Below are 22,295 nucleotides of genomic sequence, written 5' to 3' on the forward strand. Positions count from 1 at the left end.
TCACAGCGCGGCCAGTGCGCCGCTGCGGCGCACTGCGAGCAGGTAGAGCACGATGACGACCACGGGTACGGTGCCGAGCGCGGCGGCCAGGGGCAGGTCGAGCGTGATGTTGGAGTAGACCAGGTTGCCGATGAGCTGGGTCTTGCCGCCGACGATCTGCACGGCGATGTAGTCGCCGAGGCTGAGCGAGAAGGTGAAGACGGACCCCGCGGCGATCGACGGGAACACCATCGGTACCACTACCGACAGGAAGGTCCGCCAGGTGCGGGCACCCAGGTCCGCGGAGGCGTCCAGGAGGTTGGCGGGAAGCTGTTCCAGCCCGGCATGGATCGGCAGGATCATGTAGGGCAGCCAGAGGTAGGACAGCACCATGATGACCGCGGGCAGCCCGTATCCCGGCCCGTCGGCGCCCAAGGGCCCGAGCGCCCAGTCCAGCAGCCCGCCCTCGGACAGGATGATCCGCCAGGCGTACGCCTTGACCAGGTAGCTCGCCCACAGCGGGGTGAGCACGGCGACCACCAGCAGGGGGCGGTACCTGGGCTTGGCGACCCGGGCGGTGTAGAAGGCGACGGGGAAGGCGATCAGAACGTCGATGACGGTGACAGCGAGGGCGACGCCGATGCTGCGCAGCGCCACGTCGCGGTAGACGTCGGTGGTGAAGAGCGCCTTGAAGTTGTCCGGCGTCCAGGTCTTGACCACATCCGAGGTGAACGGGTCGGTGGTCCAGAAGGCGGACATGAACAGGGCTGCCAGCGATCCCAGGTAGGCGACGACGAGCCAGGTCATCGGCGCGGCCAGCAGCAGGGACAGCCGCAGGCGCGGGTGGCGGTGCAGGGTCCCGGCGAGCCGTCGGCCCGGACCCGGTTCGATGCCGTGGTCCGGAGCGGCCGCGGGCGCGGTGTCGGTCATGGGATCTTTCAGCCCTTGATCTGGGTCCAGGCCTGGACCCACTTGGCGTAGGGCACGCACTTGACGTCTGTGCGGCCGTCGAGGCACTGCTGGATCGGGGTGGTCCAGAAGTGGACCTGCTTCCAGTACGTCTCGTCGGCGGCGTGGTACGTGGTGCAGAAGCTCTTGTCCGATGTCAGGGCGCAGGACTTGGAGTTGGCGGGAGCTTCGCCGAACCACTCGGCGACCTCGGCGTTGACCTTCGGGGAGACGATCCAGTTCATCCACTGGTAGGCGCAGTTGGGGTGCTTGGCCTTGGCGGAGATCATCCAGGTGTCGGACCAGCCGGTCGCGCCCTCGCTCGGCAGGATGGCCTTGACCTTCGCCTTCTCCCCCTGGGCAAGGTTGGCGATGACCTGCCAGGTGGTGCCGACCACCGAGTCGCCGCTCTTGAAGGCGGAGATCTCCTTGAGGTAGTCGCTCCAGTACTCGCTGACGTTGGCGTTCTGCTCCTTCAGCAGGGCCACGGCCGCGTCGAACTGCTTCTGGTCGAGCGCGTACGGGTTCTTGATCCCCAGCGAGGGCTTGGTCTTGCTCAGGTACAGGGCGGCGTCGGCGATGTAGATGGCCGAGTCGTACGCGGTGACGTGGCCCTTGTACGCGGAGGACTTGTCGAACACGGCGGACCAGGAGGTGGGGGCCGGGGACACCTTGTCGGTGCGGTACATCAGCAGGTTGGCGCCCCGGCCGTGCGGGATGCCGTAGGCGACCGGTCCCACGGAGTTCCACTTCTGCATCTTCAGGCTGGCGAAGACGTTCTTGTAGTTGGGAACGAGTCCGGTGTTGACGGGAGCGGCGTCACCGGAGGCGATCAGGCGCAGCGAGGCGTCGCCGGAGGCGGAGACGGCGTCGTACTGGCCGGTCTTCATCAGGCTGACCATCTCGTCGGAGGTTCCGGCCGTCTTGGTGTTGACCTTGCAGCCGGTCTGCTTCTCGAAGGGGTGGACCCAGTCGACGGACTTGTCGTTGGATCCGTCCTCGGCATAGCCGGCCCAGGCGATCAGGTTGACCTCGCCCTCGCCCTTGCCGAGCGTCTTCTGGGCATTCAGTCGGGGCGGCGTGAAGGTGCCGTCGCTGTTGGTGGACGTCGAGGAGCCGCCGCAGGCAGTGGCCAGGGCAAGGGCACCGAGGGCGGCGGTACAGCCGAGGGTACGTGTCAGTCGCACGATGTCTCCGTGGTGGGCGCGGGAACGAGGGAAGGCGTACGGAAGTGCCGGGACCGGTAGTTCACTGCGGGTCGGCAACGCGGAAGTTGTGACGCTCCTGCCACTGCAGGCGGACCCGGGTGCCTCGGTAGGCGGCGACCTCGTCGGACGAGGTCTCCTTGTTCTGCTGCAGGGCGGTGAGCCGGCCACCGACGTCGAGGTCGACGATGAAACGGGTCGCGTCGCCGAGATAGACAACCTCGGCGACCGAGCCGACGGCACTGGTGTGCCCGTCCTCGGCCGCGCCCAGGGCGTCCGGGCTGTGCAGGAGGTGGATCTTCTCGGGGCGGACGCTGTAGGTGCCGACCGCGCCGACCACCTTCTGCGCCGCCTCGCCGGTCAGCAGGTTCGACGTGCCGACAAAGCCCGCGACGAAGGCTGTGGCGGGGCGTTCGTACACCTCGGCCGGGGTGCCGACCTGCTCGATCCGGCCCTGGTTGAACACCGCGATCCGGTCGCTCATGGTCAGCGCCTCGTCCTGGTCGTGGGTGACGAAGACGAAGGTGATGCCGACTTCCCGCTGCAACGCCTTGAGCTCGACCTGCATCTCCTCGCGGAGTTTGAGGTCCAGGGCACCCAGCGGCTCGTCGAGCAGCAGCACCTTGGGGCGGTTGACCAGCGCGCGGGCGAGCGCGACGCGCTGCCGCTGGCCGCCTGACAGCTGGGACGGGCGGCGCTTGCCGAAGCCTTCGAGGCGTACGTTCGCCAGGGCCTCACGGGCGCGTTCCAGGCGTTGCGCCTTGGGTACCTTGCGAATTTTGAGCCCGTACGCGACGTTCTGTTCCAGCGTCATGTGCGGGAACAGGGCGTAGTCCTGGAAAACGGTGTTGACGTCCCGCTCGAACGGCGCGAGGCGGGTGACGTCCCTGCCCGCCAGCTCGACGGTTCCGCTGGTGCTGGGCTCGAATCCGGCGATCATACGCAGGACGGTGGTCTTGCCGGAGCCCGAGGGACCCAGCATGGAGAAGAACTCTCCGTCGCGGATCTCCAGATCCACCCCGGAGACCGCTTCCACCTGGCCGAAAGACTTGCTCAAGCTCTGCAGCCGGATGGCCGTTCCTTCCCCGGGCATGGGCGGAACCTTTCTGGTTTTACGGGCGCTGGGAGGTATCCAGGAAACATATGAACTTATATTTCAACGGTCAAGGCCTGGTCGTGGTAAAGACTTCACCAACGACAAGAACCCCGGGAAAGCCTGCCGGTGGAGGCCGAGCTTCCGGTGATCACGCTGGCAATCCTCTTCAGCCTGTCCATTCCTGCCCAGCCGGATGCAACGAGAAGTGAGAACACACCCGCGACGCTACGAGCGGCCGATCGACCGCGTTGCGCTACGGCCACAGCGGCGCACGCACCAGATGGAAGAAGCGGCGCCGCACGGAGATTGCCGAGCTTCGGAAAGGAACAGGCGCGCGGCGAGAACCTGGCCCTGCGGCGTGAGGTGGACCGGCGCCAGACGATCAGGCTCGTACGTCTCGCTGCTGAACTTCCATCGGGGAGGGGTGCGACATCTGGCACGCCGCCGGCGCGCGCCTCGTCGTCATCACCTTCGGCGGGCGCGGCGCCCCGCCTCCCCCGACGGCCTCCGCGTCACCGTCCCAGCCCCGGCCGTGGACGTTGTGGACACCGTCGGCGCCGGGGACTCCTTCACCGCGGGCCTGCTCCACCGCCTCGCCGCCCTCGGACACCTTGGCGGGCGCAGCCAGGACTGCGGCCGCGATCGGCGGGGACGGCTCGTCCCGCCGCGAGCCGGTGCCCGCGGCGGGACGAGTGGGACCTCAGCGGATCAGCCGAGGGCGAGGACGGTGACGGAGTAGGCCGGCACCGAGCGGGCGAACGTCGAGCTGACGCCGCTGATGGACGTGGTGCTCGGGGTGATCTTGTTGGGGTTGGAGATGGTGTTGGTGTCGGTCGCGCTCCCGGAGGACAGGGTGGTGGCGGTGCCGGCGGACGGCAGGGCGCCGGCACCGGAGAGGTTGATGTTGACGGTCTGGGCCGTGGAGGACGGGTTGACCAGCGTGATGTAGATCTTGCCGGTGGTGGAGTCCTGGGTCACCACGGTGTTGACGGTGCTGGTGCCCGCGAAGGAGGCGGGCAGCACCCGGTCGCCCTGGTTGTCGGCCAGCATCTGCTGCACGTAGTAGGACGGCGAGGCGTAACTGGTCAGCGCGTTGAAGCCGATGAGGTTGGTGTTCCACTGGACGCTGTTGACGTTGGCCAGCAGTGGCGCGTAGGCCTCCATGGTGACCTGGTCGGAGTTGCGGAGCATGCCCGCCAGCCAGGAGGCGTCACCGAGGGCGGCGTTCATGTTCGGGGTGGGCTTGCCTTCCTGTGTGGCCCACTCGCCGACGAACGTCTTGGTCGTGGTGGACCGGGTGGCGTTGTCGTAGAAGCCCGAGTGGTCGTTGAACCAGGCGGCCGACTTGTAGTAGTGGTCGTCCTGGATGTCCGGGGTGCGGGCGGTGACCTTCATCGTGGAGATGAACTTCATCGACGGGTACTTGGCCTTGATGGCGTCGTAGAACTGGGCGAAGCGCCCGTTGTCGCCGTCGTAGCTGCCGGACTTGTCGAACCAGTCCTCGTTGCCGATCTCGACGTAGTGGATGGTGAACGGGTCGGGGTGGCCGTCGGCGGCACGGCGGGCGCCCCAGGTGGTGCTGGTGGAGCCGGTGGCGTACTCGATCTCGTCCAGGGCTTCCTGGACGTAGGGGCCGAGCTGGTCGAGGGGCACGTGGGTGCCGTCGAGGTTGTAGCCCGCGTACACGGCCAGGAGGGGCTCGGAGCCCATGTCCTCGGCCCATTCGAGGTATTCGAGCAGGCCGAGACCGTCGGTGGACCAGTAGCCCCAGGCGTCGTCCTGGTGGCCGGGGCGCTGTTCGACCGGGCCGACGGTGTTCTTCCAGGCGAAGCGGGTGGGGACGGTGTTGCCTTCGAGGTAGTTGCCGCCGGGCTCTCGGAGGAACGCGGGCTTCAGACCCGTGATCTTCTGCATGAGGTCGGTGCGCAGTCCGTTGGGACGGTTGTTGTAGGTGGGCGGGAAGAGGGAGACCTGGTCCAGCCAGACGGTGGAGCCGGAGCCGCTGGTGGCCGAGACCACGAACCGGTTGGCCGCCGAGGTGGGGGCGGTGCTGGAGGCGGTGAGGCCGACGGTGAACTTCCGCCAGGAGGTGGTCAGTCCGGTGATGGTGCCCGAGGCGTAGACGGTGCCGCCGGTGGACTCCACGTCGACGGTGAGCGGGCCGGTGAAGGTGCCGTCGCTCTTGGCGTACAGGGAGGCGGTGTAGGTCTGCCCCGGCTTGACCGGGATGCCCCAGAAGCCGCTGTTGGCCACCCCGGCCCGCGCGCTGCTGGAGGCGGTGTTGACGGACACCTTCAGCGACCGGGTGAGGGCGCTGTTGAGCGGGTTGGTGGTGTCCAGGGCGATGGTGGAGTCGCCGATGGCGGACCAGGCGGTGGGGGTGGTGGAGCTGGCCATCATCGAGCGGTTCTGGATCAGCTCGGCGTACAGGCCGCCCTCGCCCGAGTGGTTGATGTCCTCGGTCATCACGCCGAAGAAGTCCGACGGGACGCTGTGCGCGGGGTTGGCAACGTCCACGTTCAGCTGCCCGCCGCTCAGGCCGGCGACCGCGGCGACCTCCGGGCCGGTCAGAGCGTGGTCGAACATCTGCACGTCGTCAACGGCGCCGTTGAGGAAGTCGACCGCGGCGCCGTTCCACCTGCCGCGGCCGATGGCGGTGTTGCCGGTGGCCTTCCAGGGGGTGGTGTAGGACACGGTGCTCTGCAGCTGTCCGTTGACGTACAGCCGGAGCTGCTTGGCCGCCACGTCGTCCACACCGGTCAGCTGGTACCAGGTACCGGTGGACGGGACGGAGCCGGCGTCGGCGCGCACCTCCGTGGCCGTGGTGCTGTCCGAACCACGGCGGGTGAAGGCGAACTTGTGCGTCGTGCCGCTCAGTTGCAGGTAGAAGCCGCTGATGCTGCTGCCGTCGATGCTCAGGGCGGTCTGGTAGCCCGTGGTGGTGTTGAGCTTGACCCACGCGGAGGCCGAGAAGCCCCGCGAGGTGTCCACGGCCGGACCGGAGGCCACGGCCGTCGCGGCCGAAGTGCCGTTCAGAGCCAGGGCGCCGGAGCCGACCTGGCCGGTGGTCCACGTGGCGGCCGAGCCCAGGGTGGCGGTGCGGCCGGCGCCGGAGGAGTCAGCGGCGGTGGTGCCGCTGCCCTCGTCGAACGCCCAGTGCGCGGTGTGGTCCAGCTCCGTGACCTGAGAGGTGGTCATCGCCCCGGAGTAGACCTGGACGTCGTCCACGGCGCCGTTGACGAAGTCGGTGGCCTTGCCGCCCCACAGGCCCTGGCCGATCCGCGTGTGACCGCCCGCCTGCCAGGCACTGGTGTACGCGCTCGTGCTCTGGGCCTGTCCGTCGACGTAGAGGCTCAGCGTGCCGGCCGTGGTGTCGTCCACGCCCACCAGGTGGTACCACGTGTTCGCGGTCACGACGGCCTTGCCGTCGGCGCGGGTCTCGGCGGCCGAAGTGCTGTCCGAGGCGCGGCGCGTGAAAGCCCACTTGCCGGTCGAGCCGTTCAGCTGGAGGAAGTAGCCGCTGATGGCGGTGCCGTCGACGCTGACGGCGGTCTGGTTGGTGGCGGTGTTGTTCAGCTTCACCCAGGCGGAGACGGTGAAACTGCCGGAGGTGTCGACCACGGGGGAAGGAATGTCGACGACCCCGTTCGAGGTGCCGTTGACGGTCACGGCGCCCGAGCCGACCTGCCCGGCGGTCCAGCCGGCGCCCGAGCCGAGGGCGCCGCCGTGGCCCGCGCCGGAGGAGTCCGCGGTCGTGGTGCCGCTGCCCTCGTCCAGCGCCCAGTGCCCGGCCAGGGTCGGGGCGGCCGAGGCCGGGGTCGCCGTCGCGGCCACCAGACCGCCGGCGAACAGCGCGGCGCAGGCGACGACCGTCGTGATCCTTGCTCTCAGCCGCGATCTGAGACGGTGAAGATGTTGATTCATGCGGTGATACCCCTGTTCTGCAGGGCGGACGTCCCGGTCCGCTCCGGCCCCCGTGAGGCGGATCCCCCTTGGGTCATGCAGCCCGCTGCCACATGGCTCCGCGTCGAGGGCGGGGGCCGGTGGTCGGGACGACCCCACGCCGGTCGGTGCTGCCTGTGGCCGCCCGTGAGAGCTGACGACCGGGCGGTCCGTGCCTCCGGCAGCCGCCGCGATCGGCGGCGGCTGTCGTCGGGGCGGCCGGGTGGTCCGGTCAGCTCACCGCACGGCCCTGGCCATGCGGGTCACCTGTGCGAGCGAGGAACGCGGTCAGGCCCAGGGGCCGACCGCCTTGAAGGAACTGTCGGCGCGGAAGGTGGCGTTGTCCTGGTAGAGGTCGACGCGCAGCTCGTAGTTGTAGTGGCGGATGTAGCGGCCGGGGTAGTTGTACGACTCCAGACTGACCGAGCCGGTGACGGAACCCGGCCGGGCGCAGAAGGTGGCGTCTTTGTTGAAGAGCGTCGTGCCGTTGCTCGCGTCGAGGCGGATCCGCAAGTCCTTGTGGCGCAGGTAGCGACCGGAGGAGTCACGGAAGGAGTAGCAGCCGCCGTCCGCCAGGCCGGGGACGATGGTGAACGTGGCGCTCTGCTTGACCGCCGTGGTGCTGGAGGACGTCACCGGGTCGAGGTAGCCGAGGCTGTCGGAGCGTACGACGCCGTAGCGGCCGGGGAAGTTGACCGACTGCAGCGAGCGGGTGGTGTTCGTCGGCAGGGCGGTGCCGCCGGAGACCGGGTCGACGCTGCTCAGGGTGGGGACGACCTTCTTGATCAGGCCGCCTGCGTCGAACTCCAGCTTGTCGATGGTCGTTTCGCGGTGGGTGCCGTCACCGCCGGGGATGGCGAACCGGTGGTAGGCGATGTACCAGTCGTCGGTGCCCGGCACCTGCACCACGGAGTGGTGGCCGGTCCCCCTGATGCCGAGGGCGAGGTCCTTCTCCAGGATCACGCCCCGCTTGGTCCACGGGCCGGTCGGGGACGGGCCGGTGGCGTAGGCGACGCGGTAGTTCTCGTCCCGGGTGTCGTTCTCCGACCACATGAGGTAGTAGGTGCCCTGGCGCTTGATGACGAAGGAGCCCTCGTTGTAGCCGCTCGGGGTGATCTCGGTGACCTTCGAGGGGTCAAAGGAGACCATCTCGTCGTTCAGCGGGACCACATAGGCGTGACCGTTGCCCCAGTAGAGATACGACTGACCGTCGTCGTCGGTGAAGACGTCCGGGTCGATCATCTGGCCGGCATAGGCGCCGCGGGCGATCAGCGGCTTGCCCAGGGGATCCGTGAAAGGGCCGGTGGGTGAGTCGGAGACCGCGACACCGATGTTCGTGTCGGCGGAGTAGTAGAAGTAGTACTTCCCGTTCTTCGCGGTCGCCGTCGGGGCCCAGGCGCGGCTGTCGGCCCAGCCGATGTCAGGACCGAGGTCCAGGACGACGCCGTGGTCCTGCCAGTGGATCAGGTCCTTGGAGGAGTACGCCTTGAACTGCGTACCGCTCCATCCCGCGAAGCCGTCGGTGGTCGGGTAGATGTAGTAGGTGTCGCCGAAGCGGACGATGTTCGGGTCGGCGGTCAGCCCGGGCAGGACCGGACTCTTCATGATCAGCGCCGACACCGTCCAGGTGCGCTTCGCGCCGTCGGAGCCGGTCACCTCGTACGTCACGGGCGCGGTGAAGTCGCGCGGGGTGCCGGAGGCCGGGCTGATGGACGCGCCCTGCGCGAGGGTGAACTGCGGGGCGAGCGCGGTGAGGTCCGTGCCCTCCTTCATCGGCAGCGTGATCCTGCTGTTGGCGTCGTCGACGATGGCGGCGATCTTCAGCGAGGGGTGGGTGACCGCGGCGATGCCCGTGGTGTTCCCGGTGACTGCGAGGACCTCACCGGGCGACAGCGCGCGGTTGTAGACCCGGAAGTCGCGCATCTTGCCCTTGAAGAGCTTGTCACTGCTGTAGAGCGACTTGCCGATGTAGTTGGCCGTGGTGATGCCGGACCCGATGGAACCGGGTGTGATGGTGACCGACGTGTTGCGGGCCACCTCCACGCCGTCCTGGTAGAGGACGCCCGTGGTGCCGGTCTGCGTGTAGGTGACGTGCTTCCAGACCGAGCGCGGCAGCGCGGCGGACGTCCGGGTGTTCTGCTCGCTGGAGAATCCCCCGGAGGCGATGGCGGTCCGGAAGGTGTTGCCGGTGGTGAACAGGTACCCGTTCCCGGCGCCGTTGCTGGTGTTGCCGAAGCCGTAGAGGAAGTACGGCGTGGCCTGGGCGGCGTCGATCTGCACATCCATCGAGACGGTGATCGAGTTCATCCCGCTCATGATGTTGTCCGGCACCTTGACGTAGGTGTCGGAGCCGTTGAACGTCAGTCCTTCCGTCCCCGACCAGCCGGCGGTTCCGTTGACGGTTCCGTTGCGGCCGTTGCCCGAGGAGTCCACCGCCACGGTGCCCGAGGTGGCGTCGAGTTTGTACCAGAGGGCCAGGCCGTCGGTGATTTCCGCCGCGTGGGCTGGGGCTGACAGGCCGGCGACGCCCACCAGGAGCGAAGCAGCGGCCACCATGGCCAGAGCGCCGGTCCGGACTCTCGGGCGGCCCTGAGGTCTCACGCTGTGCATCGGTTCACATCCCGTGATGAAGACATGCCTGAGGAGGGGCCCCGAGACCTCGGCCGAGGTGCTGACGTGCCGCCCGTATGACATCGCGCTGCGTGAGTGTGAAGTGAGCCACGAGCCGACGTCAATACTTTACGAACAATGTCCGATAGGTCGAACAATTTCCTTCCGGCTCGGCCGCTCGTCCCATTTCGCGCACTGCGGCAGGGCTACGGCATGACCGAGAGGACACCCGGCGCGTTCTCGTCGGCCTGGCCCGACGTCACGCGAGTTTCAGACCAAGGCCGTTCAGTGTCAGGTCCAGGGCGCCACGAGGACGAAGGAGCGGCTGGCCCGGTGGGCGGCCGTGTTCTCGGAAGGGTCGAGCCACAGCTGGAGGTTGTCCCGGTGGCGGAGGTAGCGGCCGGGGTAGTTGTACGACTCCAGGGAGACCGAACCGGCCGTGGAACCGGAACGGGGGCAGAAGGTTGTGTCCTTCTGGAAGATGGCGGATCCGTCGTCGGTGTCCAGCCGGATGCGGAAGGCGTAGTGGCGCAGATACCTGCCGGTGGCGTCCCTGAGTGAGTAGCAGCGGGGGTCGGCCAGGCCGGGAACGAAGGTGAAGGTGGCCGACTGCCGGGTGGCCGCGGAACTGGTGGCGCCGACCGGGGCCAGGACGCCGAGTCGGCCGGACTGGCTCACGTAGTCGCCGGGGTTGTCGACCGACCGTAGGGCATGCCGCCCCGAAAACCGCGCCTCAGCCGTCGTCGCCGGGGCTGCTGTCGGCGTCGATGTCGGTGTTCGTGTCGGTGTCCGTGTCCGTGTCGGTGTCCGTGACGTGGACGTTCTCGGGGACGGCGGCACGGACGAGGAGGCGGGCGACAGCGGGGCCGCGACGGCGGGCCGCGGGGCCGGCTCGTGCGATCCCGTGGCGGTGTACCAGGCCACTCCTGCAGCGGCGAGCGTGACGGCACCTGCGGCTGCCGTCGCCGCGGGCTTGGCGGCCAGCCTGCCGATCGTCCGCGCCGTACGGCTCGCTCCGCTCGCCGTACGCGTGCCCGCGCCGACGGTCGCTCCGGCCGAGCCCACCCCCAGCGCCCTGGCCAGTACCAGGCCGGCCAGGCCGACCGGCACCGGCACCAGCGCGAGGCCGGCCAGCAGCCCCTCCGCCGGTATCAGGTCGGACGAGTTCAACAGGCACTGCGGACAGTCGCGGACATGGCGTGCCAGCCGCTTGCGCCACAGCCCGGACGGCCGCCCGTCCCACGAGGCAAGCACGACGGCCAGGTCCGGGCAGCGCGGCGAGGCCGTCACGGCTCGTACGACGGTGCGCGCCGTCTCCAGCCGTTCCTTGACCCGCTGGATTCGGACCGCGGCATGCTGCGGTGTGAGGCCGCAGGCCGCCGAGAGCTCGCCGCGGGTCAGTTCACCGGCGCTCTCCATCCACCACAGCGCGAGTACCTCGCGTTCCTCGTCCTCCAGCCAGCGGGTCGCCTCCACCGCTTCACGCCGCTGGCCCGACAGCGCAAGCCGAAGAATCGCCAGGTCGGAGAAGTCGGCCTGCGCCTCTGTTTCGTGGGCGTTCTCCGCCAGCGGTTCCGCAGTGAGCCAGGTGCGCCCTCTGCGCCACCGGTCATGGATCTGTCGCACGGTGATGGCGACGAGCCAGGACCGGAACCGATCCGGTTGCTCCAGCCCGGGCAACCCGTCCAGGACCCGCATCATCGTCTCCTGGACCACGTCGTCGACGTCGCTGTGCCCGTCCAGCGCCCGCCCGACGATGTTGTAGACCAACGGCAGACAGTCCCGTATCAGCTGTTCCGAGGCCTGCCGGTCCCCGGCTCGCGCTGCCATGACGACGGCGACGTCCGGCCGTTCTGGCGTGTCCTGCGAGCGCACCCCGCCCCACCTGTCCCGTCGCCTTGCCGATGTATCGAGGGCGACAGTGTGTCAGGAGCGAATCCGGAGGATTTGCGTGGGTCGTTTCTCAGGTGCCGCCCCACGCCCGTCGTCCGTTCCGTGTTTTCCGTTATGCGCGGCGCGGCGGTGCGTCTCCCGTGTGTACGACTCCTGCGTACGACTCCTGCGGACGACCCCATCGGTGAGGACAGACGGAGGCAACGCTGCTCCTCTTGGCTCCTCCCTCTTGACACCCACTCTTACTCACCTCTAACTTTTCGCTGATTTTCACGAACAATGTCCGGTATTTCGAACCAGGCATGTATTCGCCGGAACTTTCAGCTCGCCTCCGCTCCCTCTCCCGGAGCGAAACAAGGATGTCTTTCACCTCACCCCGGCACCCGCAGAAAGACAGGAATGTACATGTCCGTGCTTCTCAACCGGCTGGCGGCGATATTCGTCGCTGTCGGCCTGCTCTTCACAGCACAAACCCTGACCGCTCCTCAGCGGGCCGCCGCCGCCGACCCGGGCTACCTGATGGTGCACTTCACCGGGGAGGGGTCGACCAATCAGCAGATGTACCTCTCGCACAGCACGGACGGCCTGCACTGGAACGACCTCAACGGCGGAGGCATGGTCCTGCGCTCCCCGATCGGCACGAAGGGTGTGCGCGACCCCGCATTCGTGAGATCCCCTGATGGCAGCAAGTACTGGATCATCGCGACCGACCTGTGCATCGACTGCGGGCAGACGTGGAGTCAGTCCATCAACGACGGCAGCCGCAGTCTTGTGGTGTGGGAGTCGACAGACCTGGTCACCTGGTCGCAGCCGTGGCTGCTGAACGTCGCCGGCGCCATCCCCGACGGGCGCAACGCGTGGGCGCCGGAGGCGATCTGGGACCCGGCCGGCAACGACTACGTGCTGTACTGGGCGACGAACGTGCCCCTCAACGGCGCGACGAAGCACCGCATCTTCTACGCCCGCACCAGCGACTTCCGCACCATCACCACGCCGCAGAGCTACATCGAGCGCCCCGGCACCCAGGAAATCATCGACACCCAGATCATCGAGATGCCGGCCGGCGTCGGCAACTACCGCTACGTGCGGGCCTCCGGCGACGGCCAGATCACGCTCGAGGGCAGCAACTCGATCCTGGGGACCTGGACCAGGCTCGGCGACCTCTCCGGCATCGGCCTGCCCGGCTCCCAGGTCGAGGGCCCGATGTGGATGAAGTTCAACGGCACCAACAAGTGGGCCCTCTACCTGGACCAGTACGCCACCAGCGGCGGCTACATGCCGGTCCTGACGACCGACCCGTCGAACCCCGCCGCCTACCAGAAGCAGGCGTCGACGAGCTACAACATGGGCGGCACCAAGAAGCGCCACGGCTGGATCATGAACCTGACCGCCGCCGAGGAGGCCCGCGTGCTCGCACGCTGGCCCAACACTCCGGCCAAACGGCTCCAGTCGTACAACTTCCAGGACCGCTACGTGCGCCACACCAACTTCGACGTGCGCATCGACCAGAACGTCAGCACCAGCCCGGACTCCCAGTTCCGGATCAGGACCGGCCTCGCGGGCTCGGGCACAGTCTCCTTCGAGTCGGTGAACTTCCCCGGCTACTTCCTGCGGCACTCCAACTACGACTTCCAGCTCGCCTACAACGACGGCACCAGCCAGTTCGCCGCCGACGCCACCTTCCGCCAGGTCGCCGGGCTCGCCGACTCCACCTGGTCGTCCTTCCAGTCCTACAACTTCCCCGACCGCTACATCCGCCACTACGCCTACGAACTCCGGCTCGACCCGATCACCACCGCGACAGCACGCGGCGACGCCACGTTCCGCGTGACGAACTGACCTGAAACCGGGATGCCGGCGCCTCCATGGGAGAGCGCCGGCACCATGGGGCTGGACCCCGCCCGGCGCCGCCACCAACGACCCGCACACCGGCTCCGTCGGCGGCGGTGCGCTGGTGTTCCGCGACACGTCCGGCACCGCGGTCGTCGGGTCGTCCGCCAAGCCCGGGGCACAGACCCTCGGCCCGGACCACCGGGGACCACAGGGGACCACAGGATCCCGCCGTGGTCTGCCTCGCTGAACACGGCCGTGATGGCGGTGGCCGAGGGCAACTTCGGCCGGCTGGGTCCCCAGCGCCGCCACACCACTGGCTAGTCGGCCTTCCGCCAGCGGGCCCGCAGACTGAACGCCGCGCCCTTCGGCCGACGTTCGCGGGTGAACACTCCCTTCTTGTTGCCGTCGACACGGAAGACACCGGGCGCCGTGGCGAAGTCGGCGAAGTTCCAGACCTGCTCGCCGACGACCGCGTCGACACGGTCGAACACCCGGTGATACACGTCGAGCAGTTCGGTCTGGTACTCCTCGGTCCACGGGCTGGGTACGACGCTGCGCAGTCCGGGGTAGGTGTCCGCTCCGTACTCGGTGATGACGATGGGCTTGTCGTGGGCGGCGGCCCACTGCCGCAGTTCCGCCTCCAACTCCGTCTCGGCCGCCGCCAGGTCGTCGGGGCCGAAGTACCAGCCGTAGTAACGGTTGAGGAGCACGACATCGAACAGGTCGGTGACCACGCACTCGTCCGGTTTCCCCATGAGCGCGTTGACGTAGGCGACGGGCCGTGAGGGATCCAGTCGGCGTGCCTCGGCAGCCAGTGGAGCGAAGTAGTCGCGCGCCTCCGGTTGGACGTTGTCCGGCTCGTTGGCGATGGACCACAGCACGACACTCGGATGGTTCTTGTCGCGCGCCACGAGCTCCCTCACCGCCTGCAGGTGCGTGCGAAGTGTGCTCTCACCCACGGTGTCGGGCGAGAACGTAGACGCCTTCCGGCCGGAGCCGAAGACACCTCCCGCGATGTTCAGGTTCAGGCCGACGGCCGCCGTCTCGTCGATGACCACCACACCTTGTCGGTCCGCGTAGTCCAGCACCTCCTCGGCATAGGGGTAGTGCGAGGTGCGGATCGAGTTCGCGCCGGTCCACTCCAGCAGGGCGAAGTCATGCACCATCAGGGTGTCGTCGTGAGCCCTGCCGCGCACGGCGGCGTCCTCGTGCTTGCCGAAACCCTTGAAATAGAACGGGACTCCGTTGATCAGGAATTCCTTGCCCCGTACCTCTACGGTGCGCACCCCCACGGACTGCCGGTAACTGTCGACGAGGTCGCCGGAGGTGCTCCACAGCGTGGCCTCGAGTTCGTAGAGATAGCCGTCTCCGGGCGCCCAGGGATGCACGTCCTCGATCCTGAGGGTCCCCACCGCCCCGGTGGCGGCATGGACCTCGGCCCCGGAGGCATCGCGCAGCGAGACACGCACCACGTGCTCATCGGCTTGAGCGGTGCTGTCCACGCGGTAGGCGACGAAGCCGGTCGTGTCCTTCAGGCTGGTGGTCACGGTGATGTCGGTGATGTGGACGGGGGGCGTGGTGTACAGCCACACGGGTCGGTGCAGGCCCGCGTAGTTGAAGAAGTCGAAGAAGTAGTGCTGCACCCGGCGGCCGTCCTCGCGTTCCTCCACTCGGCCGGGTGGTATCGACTCCCAGGTCAGTTCGTTGTTGACCACGACGGTGACACGGTTCTCGGCACCCGGCCGCAAGTGCGCCGTGACGTCGGCCTCGAAGGGGGTGTAACCGCCTTCGTGCCGGGCGACCTCGACATCGTTGACCCAGGCGGTGGCGCGATGCGTCGCGGCGTCGAAGCGGAGTACCGTCCGTTCCCCCGCCCACCCGGCAGGAACCCATACCCGCGTCTGATACCAGACGTCGCCGACATGGTCACGGACGGTCGTGTCCGGGAAGATGTCGTTGTAACTGGCCGGCACAGGGATGTCCACGGCGCCCGCGAGCTGCGAGCGCCACCAGCCCTCGGCACGGCCGGCCCCCTCCGCGTCCAGGCGGAAGCTCCACAGGCCGCCGAGAGAGCGGCGTTCACGAGTGGGGCCGTCCTGGGGACGAAGCATGGCTGGTTCTCCTGTTCTGTTTGCGCCTGTCGACGCGGCGGTCGAATAGGCCGAATAGGTCGAATAGGCGGGGATGAAGGGCGCCCAGGGGACGGTCAGCACCCCGGGGGCCGGTCGGGGCGGGTGGCGGTCCTGTCGGGGCGGGCGGCGGTGGTCTATTTGATGCCGGTGTTGGCGATGCCCTGGATGAAGTGTCGTTGCAGGGCGAGGAAGAGCAGGATGATCGGTGTGACGACCGTGACCGCCCCGGCCAGCAGCAGGCCGTAGTTGGTGCCGTTGGCTCCCGTGGAGAAGAGGGCGAGGGCGACGGGCAGCGTGTAGTGGTCCTCGGTCTGCGCGATGACGAGCGGCCACAGGAAGTTGTTCCACTGCGCGAGGAAGGTGAGGATCGCCAGTGTCGCCAGCGCCGGCCGTGTCAACGGCAGGATCACCCTGAGGAAGATCCGGGATTCGCCCGCACCGTCGAGGCGCGCCGCCTCGACGAGGGCGTCCGGGATGTCCCGGATGAACTGCCGCATGATGAACACGCCGAACGGTGTCACGAGGAAGGGCAGGATGAGGCCGAGATAGGAGTTGCCCAGGCCCATGTTGCTGACGAGCACGAACAGTGGGACGAAGGTGGTGACGCCGGGGATGATCAGCATGGTGAGGACGAGGCCGAACAGCAGACGCTTCCCCGCGAACTCGATCTTCGCGAAGGCATATCCGGCCATCGAGCAGAACAGCAGGTTTCCCAGCACACAAGCCACCGCGACGAGTGTGCTGTTCAGGAAGTACAGTCCGAAGTTCTGCTTCGACAGCAGTTGTTCGAAATTGGCGAAGGTCGGTGACCGGGGGAGCCAGGAACTCGGGTGGGCGACGATCTCACCCGTCGGTTTCACCGAACCGAGGAACATCCAGGCAAAGGGCGCCAGGGTCGCGAGGAGTCCGAGCACGAGGGCGCCGTAGAGAACGAGACGAGCCGTGGGGACTCGCCGGGACGGACGCCGGTCCTGGAAGGCTGGTCCTGTCGTTGTGGTGGTGGCGGTCATGTCAGGCCTTCGCTCGGAAGATGCGGAACTGAAGAAGGCTCAGTAGGGCGATCGCGGTGACCAGCACATAGGACGCGGCCGATGCCAGTCCGTAGTTCCCGAAGCCGAATTGCTGGTAGGCGTAGTAGCTGATCGACGTCGTGCTGTCCAAGGGGCCGCCGCTCGTCATGACGAACGGTTCCTCGAAGAACTGGAGGTAGCTGATGCTGAGCAGGATGGCGACCACCAGCGTGGTGGGCCGGAGCAGCGGCAAGGTCACGCTGCGGAAGGCCCGCCAGCGGGACGCGCCGTCCACAACGGCCGCCTCGTGCAGTTCGGGCGGTATCGACTGCAGTCCCGCCAGGAAGATCACCATGGGGATTCCGAAGTGCCGCCAGACCGCCATCAGTATGAGGGCGGGCATGGACCAGTTGGGATCGTTCAGCCAGTCCGGCCCGGAGATTCCCACTACGGACAGGACCGAGTTGATCATCCCGTCGGGCTTGTAGAGGTACCTCCACACGACCGCCACCGCCACAATGCTCGTCACGACCGGGGCGAAGTAGGCGACCCGGAAGAAGCCCTTCGCACGCTGGATGCCGGAGTTGAGTGCGACGGCTACGGCGAGAGAGAGCACCATCGTCAGTGGTATGCCCACGGCGACGAAATAGAGCGTGTTCAAAGCGGAGCGGACGAAGGTGGGATCGTCGAAGAGCGCGGTGTAGTTCTCCAGGCCGACGAAGTTGACGCTGAAGGGCGTCTGCACGTCCCTGCTGGTGATGTCGGTGACGCTCATCGACAGTGACGAGAAGACCGGCCAGATGCCGAACGTGGCGAACAGCAGGACGAAGGGTGAGCAGAAGGCCCAGGCGATCAGTGTGCGCCGCAGGTGTCCGGAATCGCGCCTCGACCGTTGAGCCGGCTGCCTGGCGGAAGACCTCTCGCGTACGGGTTTCAGGGAGGTCGCCGTGGTCATCGAGCCGGCCCCGTTCCGATCGCGGACGCTTTCGCCTGAATCCGTTCCAGGGCAGCCTTCGGTGACGAGACCCCCTTGGCCACCTTCTCGATCTCGGCATCGAGGACCGCTGCGATCGGCTTCCAGGTGGTGACGGCCGGGCCGGGCAGCGCGGTCCGGAGCTGGGATCGGAAGACGGTCAGCGTCGGGTCCGACTTGAGCTTCCCCTCATCCCAGGCCGCCTGGACGGCGGGCAGGTCTCCGGACAGTTCGTACCAGTCCTGCTGGACGTCGGGCCGGGAGAGCCACCGGATGAACTTCCAGGCACCGTCGCGGTTCTTCGCGTTCTTGAAGACCGTCCAGTGCCCTCCCCCGATGAAGCTGGCGTTGGACGTCGCTCCCTTCGGGAGCGTGGCGACCCCCACCTTGTCCTTGACGAAGTCCGCTCCGCCCGCCCCCTTCAGCAGTGCCGTTTCCCAGGGGCCCGAGACGAGTGCGGCCGTGGAACCGGCGACGAACTGCGGCTCGATCTCCCCGAGACTCACCGCCCCGTTGCGGGTCGAGGTCTTCGACGTGAAGAACGACTGGTAGAACTCCAGCCCCTTGAGCGCCTCGGGTGTGTCGAAGGTGAACTCGGTGCCGTTGTCGTTCATGAGACGCGCACCGGCCTGCCACATGAAGGGCAGGACGCCCTGCCAGCTCGCCGCCACGCCGGTGGGCAGCGCCAGGCCCCACTTCGCTCCCTGCTTCTGGAGGGCCTTGAGGAACGGGCCGTACTCCTTCCAGGTCTTCGGCGCGGAGACTCCGGCGGCCTGGGCCAGGTCCTTGCGGTAGAACAGGACGCGGGTGTCCGCATACCAGGGGACGCCGTACGTGCCCCCGTCGTAAGTGGTGCTCCGAGCGGCACCTCGGTAGAAGGACGAGGTGTCGACGAGGCCGGCCGGCACCTGCTCGAGTCCGCCCGTCGAGGCGAAGTTCGTCAGGTCGGCGGATCCGACGAGCGTGGCGTCCGGTGTGTCCTGGGAGGCGATGGCCGTTTCGACCTTCTTGGCGTAGTCCTGCCACGGGATGGCCGTGACCTTCACCTTCGCGTCCGGGTTGGCCTTCCGGAAGCGCGCGGCCAACTCGGGCAGGCGCTCGCCCTCGGTGCCCATGGCCCAGACGTTGATCTCGCCCTTGGCAGGTGAGTCGCCGATGGGAGCACCCTTGGCGCCCCCACTGCCTTGTGTGTCGGACCGGCCGCAACCGGCCAGAACCAGTGTGGCGGCCAGACCGCCGATGATCGCTTTCGACAAATGCGAGGTGGACATCCTTGTCCGTCTCCTCTCCACCCGGTGGATGCGTGAGCGGCTCTACCGCACGTCGTGGTGTGGGTCAGCGAGACCGTACAGCGAAAACCGAACAGGTGCCATACTTTCAGCGTGGGTGATGTTGGCGGATTATCGGCCGGACACTGCCCCGCACCGCCCGCTTAGGGTTGGGGGTATGACCGAGAAGACGGCGGCCCGTCCGGCCACTCGCCGGGGCCCGTATGCCAAGAGCGCACAGCGCAGGGCCGAGATCGTCGCCTCAGCGACCGCCGTGTTCGCGGCTCGCGGTTACCGTGGAGGGTCCCTGAGGGAGATCGCCAAGCAGCTCGACCTCAGCCTGACCAGCGTCGTGCACCACTTTCCCAGCAAGAGCGCGCTGCTCGTGGCCGTCCTCGAGAACGCCGATTACGCGAGCATCGACTCCTTCGAGTCGGACAGCCGGGGAAAGGGTGTGGCCTACGCGGTCCTGCGGTACGTCCGCCGCAACCTGGAAAGACAGGAGATGCTGCGGCTCCTCGCCCTGATGGCCGCGGAGGCCTCGGCTCCCGACCACCCGGCGCACGAGTGGTTCCGAGACAGGTACGAGCGGGTCGTCACCGCTTTCACGACCGCGGTACGCAGAGACCAGGAACTGGGTCGTATCTCGAACCGGAGGGACCCCGAGCTGATCGCGGCGGCCCTTGTCGCGATGTGGGACGGCCTCCAGCTCCAGTGGCTCATCGACCCGCGGCGTGATCTCTTGGCCGGGATATCGGCCGGCTTGGAGGATCTGCTGGGCGATCCTGCCGTCGGCGATCGGCACCCGTAGCAACCATCCGTGCGGCCGGGTCAGCAGCCTGTGGATGATCCAGGCGAGCTGCTGCTCGGCGGACAGACTCCCGCACTACGTCCGCGTGATCGTCCGGGCCGAGCAGTGCCACCGGGTACGAGTGCCGCCGGCATGCTTCGGCGACGGCAGCCGATCGGTGGATGCTCTGCCGAGCAGTTGCGGCTCAGCCGCGTGGTCCTGCGCCGTGCAAGAGGCCGCTCACCGCGTGGCCCGACTGGGGCATTCCCGACAAGTCCAAGCTGGTGCGCTTGAACGCCCTCTTCCAGCCCGTCCTGGTCGCCGACGGTGAGAGCGACATCCTCATGCCCGCCAAGAACTCCCGCCTGCCGGCCAAGTACCTCCCCAACGCCCGGCTGAGCGTCTACTCGAACGCCGGCCACGGGTTCCTCTTCCAGTACTCCGCCGAGTTCGGCAAGCAAGTGAACGTCTTCCTCGACCGCTGACAGCCCTTCCGTCGCGAGACGGTCACCGACGACACGCGTCGTGACGGCTGATCAGCGGCCCTGCCCCGTCGGAGCCGCCCTCGGCGGGGTAGGGAGAGCGCGAACGGCGGCCCCGGAGCCCGCCGGCCGTACGCCCGCTCTTGCCGATCGCTTGCCGAGTGTGCGGATACTCGGCAAGCGATCCGCCGTTTCGGATCGCCTTGCGAACCCTTCCTCCGAACCCCGCGGAGCTCCCCCTTGGCAGATCGCGCCGTACGCCGACGCCGTCAAGCTTTGTTCCTCTTGTTCTTTCTTCCGGGCATCGCCATGTCGTCCTGGGTCACGCGCACCCCGGATGTCCGGGATCGGCTTGACCTGTCCACCGGGCAGATGGGGCTGGTCCTGTTCGGGCTGTCCGTCGGTTCCATGATCGGGATCCTGTGTTCCGGCCGCTTCGTATCCCGGTTCGGCACCCGGCCGGTCATCGCGCTCGGCACTCTCCTGATCATCGCGGGCACGGTCGTCATCGGTGTGGGCAGCGCCGTGCCGTCGGCGCCCCTGGTCACCGCGGGACTGTGCCTGTTCGGCGCGGGCATGGGCGGGGGCGAAGTGGCGGTGAACGTGGACGGCGCCGACGTGGAGCGCATCACCGGAACCACGGTGCTGCCCACGCTGCACGGCTGCTTCAGCCTGGGCACGGTCATCGGGGGTTCGGCCGGGATGGCGGCCACCGCCGTCGCGTTCCCCGTCCCATGGCATCTGGCCGTCGTCGCCCTGGCCGCCACGGGGATTCTGGTCCACGCCCTGCGTGCCGTTCCGCCCGGCATCGGCATCAGCGCCGCGCCCCCGTCGACGCGGGGGCCTGAGCCGGGGCCGGGGCGAGGATCCAAGCCGCAGGTGTGGAAGGACCGGAAGCTGCTGCTGATCGGCGCCATCGTGCTGGCCATGGCGCTGGCCGAGGGCGCCGCCAACGACTGGCTGCCGCTGCTCATGGTCGACGGCCACGGCCTTGACGCCGCGATGGGCTCGCTCGTCTTTGTGGGGTTCGCGGCGGCGATGACCCTGGGACGCTTCAGCGGCGGGTTCTTCCTCGGTCGTTTCGGGCGAGCCGCTGTCGTGCGCGCGAGCGCCGTCTCCGGTGCCGTCGGACTCCTCCTGGTCATCTTCTCCGACAACACTGTCGTGGCCGCAACAGCCGTACTCTTCTGGGGACTTGGAGCTTCTCTCGGTTTCCCGGTGGCCCTGTCGGCGGCGGGCGACTCGGGCCCCGACCAGACCGCCCGCGTCTCACTGGTCGCCATCATCGGCTACGTCGCCTTCCTCGTCGGGCCGCCCGCCCTCGGCTTCCTGGGCGACCACTACGGGCTGCGCTCGGCAATGGTGGCGGTTCTGGTGTTCGTCGCCTCCGCCATCCTCATCGCTCCGGCCGCCGACACCCGCGACCGCACCGCCACCGCAGCGGACGTGGCCCAGCGCACGCAACCCAGCCCAAATGCCGCGGGGCAACAGCAAGGAGACCGCTCATGAGCCCTGCTGGGCGAGTACATCCACACGGCAGATATCGCTCGCCCTTTCCGGTGAGGTGACCGACGGAACCCTGCTCGCCGAGCCGGTATCACCCGCATACGTCCGCCAATTCCTCACCGGCATCAACCCGCAGCGCCCGCACCGGCTCGCCGCCTGCGACATCGGTCGGCGAATGCCGTCCTGCCGTACATGCGTGTCCAGCGCGGCGGGCGCGTCATCAACATCTCGTCCATCGTCGGGTTCATGCCGCAGCCCTACATGGCGGTCTACGTCGCCTCAAGCACGCCGTCGAGGGCCACTCGGAGTCCGTCGACCACGAGGTCCGCGAGTACGGCGTACGCGTCCTGCTCGTCGAACCGGCCTGGACCAGCACCGCGTTCGACGCGGCCGGCGTGCGGCTCCCAGCCGCCCCCCAACCCCACAAAGGTCGGGCGCGGCGGTGGTGTGGGGTTTGCGGTTGTCACAGCACTGCGCGAGAACCCGGGATCGGGGGTGACCGAGGCCGGTGCCGCGAAGGTCCGCGAAGGTCCGCGAAGGTCCGCGAAAGAAAGGAACCCCAGCCGACGCACGGCTGGGGTTCCTCGAGGCGGTGAGTGTCGGTCAGCGGGTGGGGTTGCCCACGCCG

The 22,295-nt window shown here is 68.1% G+C and carries 14 protein-coding genes and 2 pseudogenes; 6 read left to right on the forward strand and 10 right to left on the reverse strand.

Going from position 1 to position 22,295, the window contains the following annotated elements; genetic code table 11:
• The 3 genes from ACIBK3_RS04715 to ACIBK3_RS04725 all read right to left on the reverse strand — a co-directional run bounded on the left by ACIBK3_RS04715 (position 1) and on the right by ACIBK3_RS04725 (position 3,225).
• Complete coding sequence (locus ACIBK3_RS04715) at positions 1-909, reverse strand: ABC transporter permease (RefSeq protein ID WP_399361840.1); 909 nt, start codon at positions 907-909, stop codon at positions 1-3.
• Positions 910-917: 8 nt separating this feature from the next.
• Positions 918-2,114, reverse strand: coding sequence for an ABC transporter substrate-binding protein (locus tag ACIBK3_RS04720; protein WP_399361842.1), 1,197 nt, complete (start codon positions 2,112-2,114; stop codon positions 918-920).
• Between the two features lie 61 nt (positions 2,115-2,175).
• A complete protein-coding gene (locus ACIBK3_RS04725) occupies positions 2,176-3,225 on the reverse strand; it encodes an ABC transporter ATP-binding protein (protein WP_399361844.1) in 1,050 nt (349 codons plus the stop codon).
• Between the two features lie 422 nt (positions 3,226-3,647).
• Between ACIBK3_RS04725 and ACIBK3_RS04730 the strand changes: the two are divergent.
• Positions 3,648-3,850: pseudogene (locus tag ACIBK3_RS04730) on the forward strand (carbohydrate kinase family protein); the annotation flags it as partial.
• Between the two features lie 86 nt (positions 3,851-3,936).
• On the opposite strand, the gene ACIBK3_RS04735 reads toward ACIBK3_RS04730, so the two are convergent.
• The 3 genes from ACIBK3_RS04735 to ACIBK3_RS04745 all read right to left on the reverse strand — a co-directional run bounded on the left by ACIBK3_RS04735 (position 3,937) and on the right by ACIBK3_RS04745 (position 11,655).
• Positions 3,937-7,152, reverse strand: a complete 3,216-nt coding sequence (locus ACIBK3_RS04735) for a LamG-like jellyroll fold domain-containing protein (protein WP_399361845.1) — start codon at positions 7,150-7,152, stop codon at positions 3,937-3,939.
• A 306-nt stretch (positions 7,153-7,458) separates the two neighbouring features.
• Positions 7,459-9,726 (reverse strand): family 43 glycosylhydrolase, encoded by a 2,268-nt coding sequence (locus ACIBK3_RS04740; protein ID WP_399361847.1) that lies wholly within the window; start codon positions 9,724-9,726, stop codon positions 7,459-7,461.
• 345 nt (positions 9,727-10,071) lie between these two features.
• The gene (locus ACIBK3_RS04745; RefSeq protein ID WP_399361849.1) at positions 10,072-11,655 is read right to left on the reverse strand and encodes a sigma-70 family RNA polymerase sigma factor; all 1,584 of its coding nucleotides are present in this window, start codon (positions 11,653-11,655) and stop codon (positions 10,072-10,074) included.
• Positions 11,656-12,078: 423 nt separating this feature from the next.
• On the opposite strand from ACIBK3_RS04745, the gene ACIBK3_RS04750 reads away from it, so the two are divergent.
• Entirely contained in the window at positions 12,079-13,512 is a 1,434-nt protein-coding gene (locus ACIBK3_RS04750; protein ID WP_399361851.1) for a glycoside hydrolase family 43 protein, read from the forward strand.
• Positions 13,513-13,823: 311 nt separating this feature from the next.
• Here the strand turns inward: ACIBK3_RS04750 and uidA are convergent, their stop codons facing one another.
• The 4 genes from uidA to ACIBK3_RS04770 form a co-directional block, all read right to left on the reverse strand.
• A complete protein-coding gene (gene uidA, locus ACIBK3_RS04755; protein WP_399361852.1) occupies positions 13,824-15,617 on the reverse strand; it encodes a beta-glucuronidase in 1,794 nt (597 codons plus the stop codon).
• Between the two features lie 155 nt (positions 15,618-15,772).
• Positions 15,773-16,648, reverse strand: coding sequence for a carbohydrate ABC transporter permease (locus ACIBK3_RS04760; protein WP_399361854.1), 876 nt, complete (start codon positions 16,646-16,648; stop codon positions 15,773-15,775).
• Position 16,649: 1 nt separating this feature from the next.
• Complete coding sequence (locus ACIBK3_RS04765; RefSeq protein WP_399361856.1) at positions 16,650-17,603, reverse strand: carbohydrate ABC transporter permease; 954 nt, start codon at positions 17,601-17,603, stop codon at positions 16,650-16,652.
• Positions 17,600-18,892, reverse strand: a complete 1,293-nt coding sequence (locus ACIBK3_RS04770; RefSeq protein ID WP_399361858.1) for a sugar ABC transporter substrate-binding protein — start codon at positions 18,890-18,892, stop codon at positions 17,600-17,602. The genes ACIBK3_RS04765 and ACIBK3_RS04770 overlap by 4 nt, the downstream gene beginning before the upstream one ends.
• A 175-nt stretch (positions 18,893-19,067) precedes the next feature.
• Here ACIBK3_RS04770 and ACIBK3_RS04775 point away from each other — a divergent pair, with 175 nt between their 5' ends.
• The 4 genes and pseudogenes from ACIBK3_RS04775 to ACIBK3_RS04790 form a co-directional block, all read left to right on the forward strand.
• Positions 19,068-19,700, forward strand: a complete 633-nt coding sequence (locus ACIBK3_RS04775; protein ID WP_399361860.1) for a TetR/AcrR family transcriptional regulator — start codon at positions 19,068-19,070, stop codon at positions 19,698-19,700.
• Between the two features lie 269 nt (positions 19,701-19,969).
• Complete coding sequence (locus ACIBK3_RS04780; protein WP_399361862.1) at positions 19,970-20,164, forward strand: alpha/beta fold hydrolase; 195 nt, start codon at positions 19,970-19,972, stop codon at positions 20,162-20,164.
• A gap of 180 nt (positions 20,165-20,344) precedes the next feature.
• Positions 20,345-21,670 (forward strand): MFS transporter, encoded by a 1,326-nt coding sequence (locus ACIBK3_RS04785; RefSeq protein WP_399362125.1) that lies wholly within the window; start codon positions 20,345-20,347, stop codon positions 21,668-21,670.
• A 162-nt stretch (positions 21,671-21,832) separates the two neighbouring features.
• A pseudogene (locus ACIBK3_RS04790) lies at positions 21,833-22,089 on the forward strand (SDR family NAD(P)-dependent oxidoreductase); the annotation flags it as partial.
• Positions 22,090-22,295 lie beyond the last annotated feature (206 nt).

Source organism: Streptomyces sp. NPDC050287, assembly GCF_044459385.1.
Taxonomy (GTDB): Bacteria; Actinomycetota; Actinomycetes; order Streptomycetales; family Streptomycetaceae; genus Streptomyces.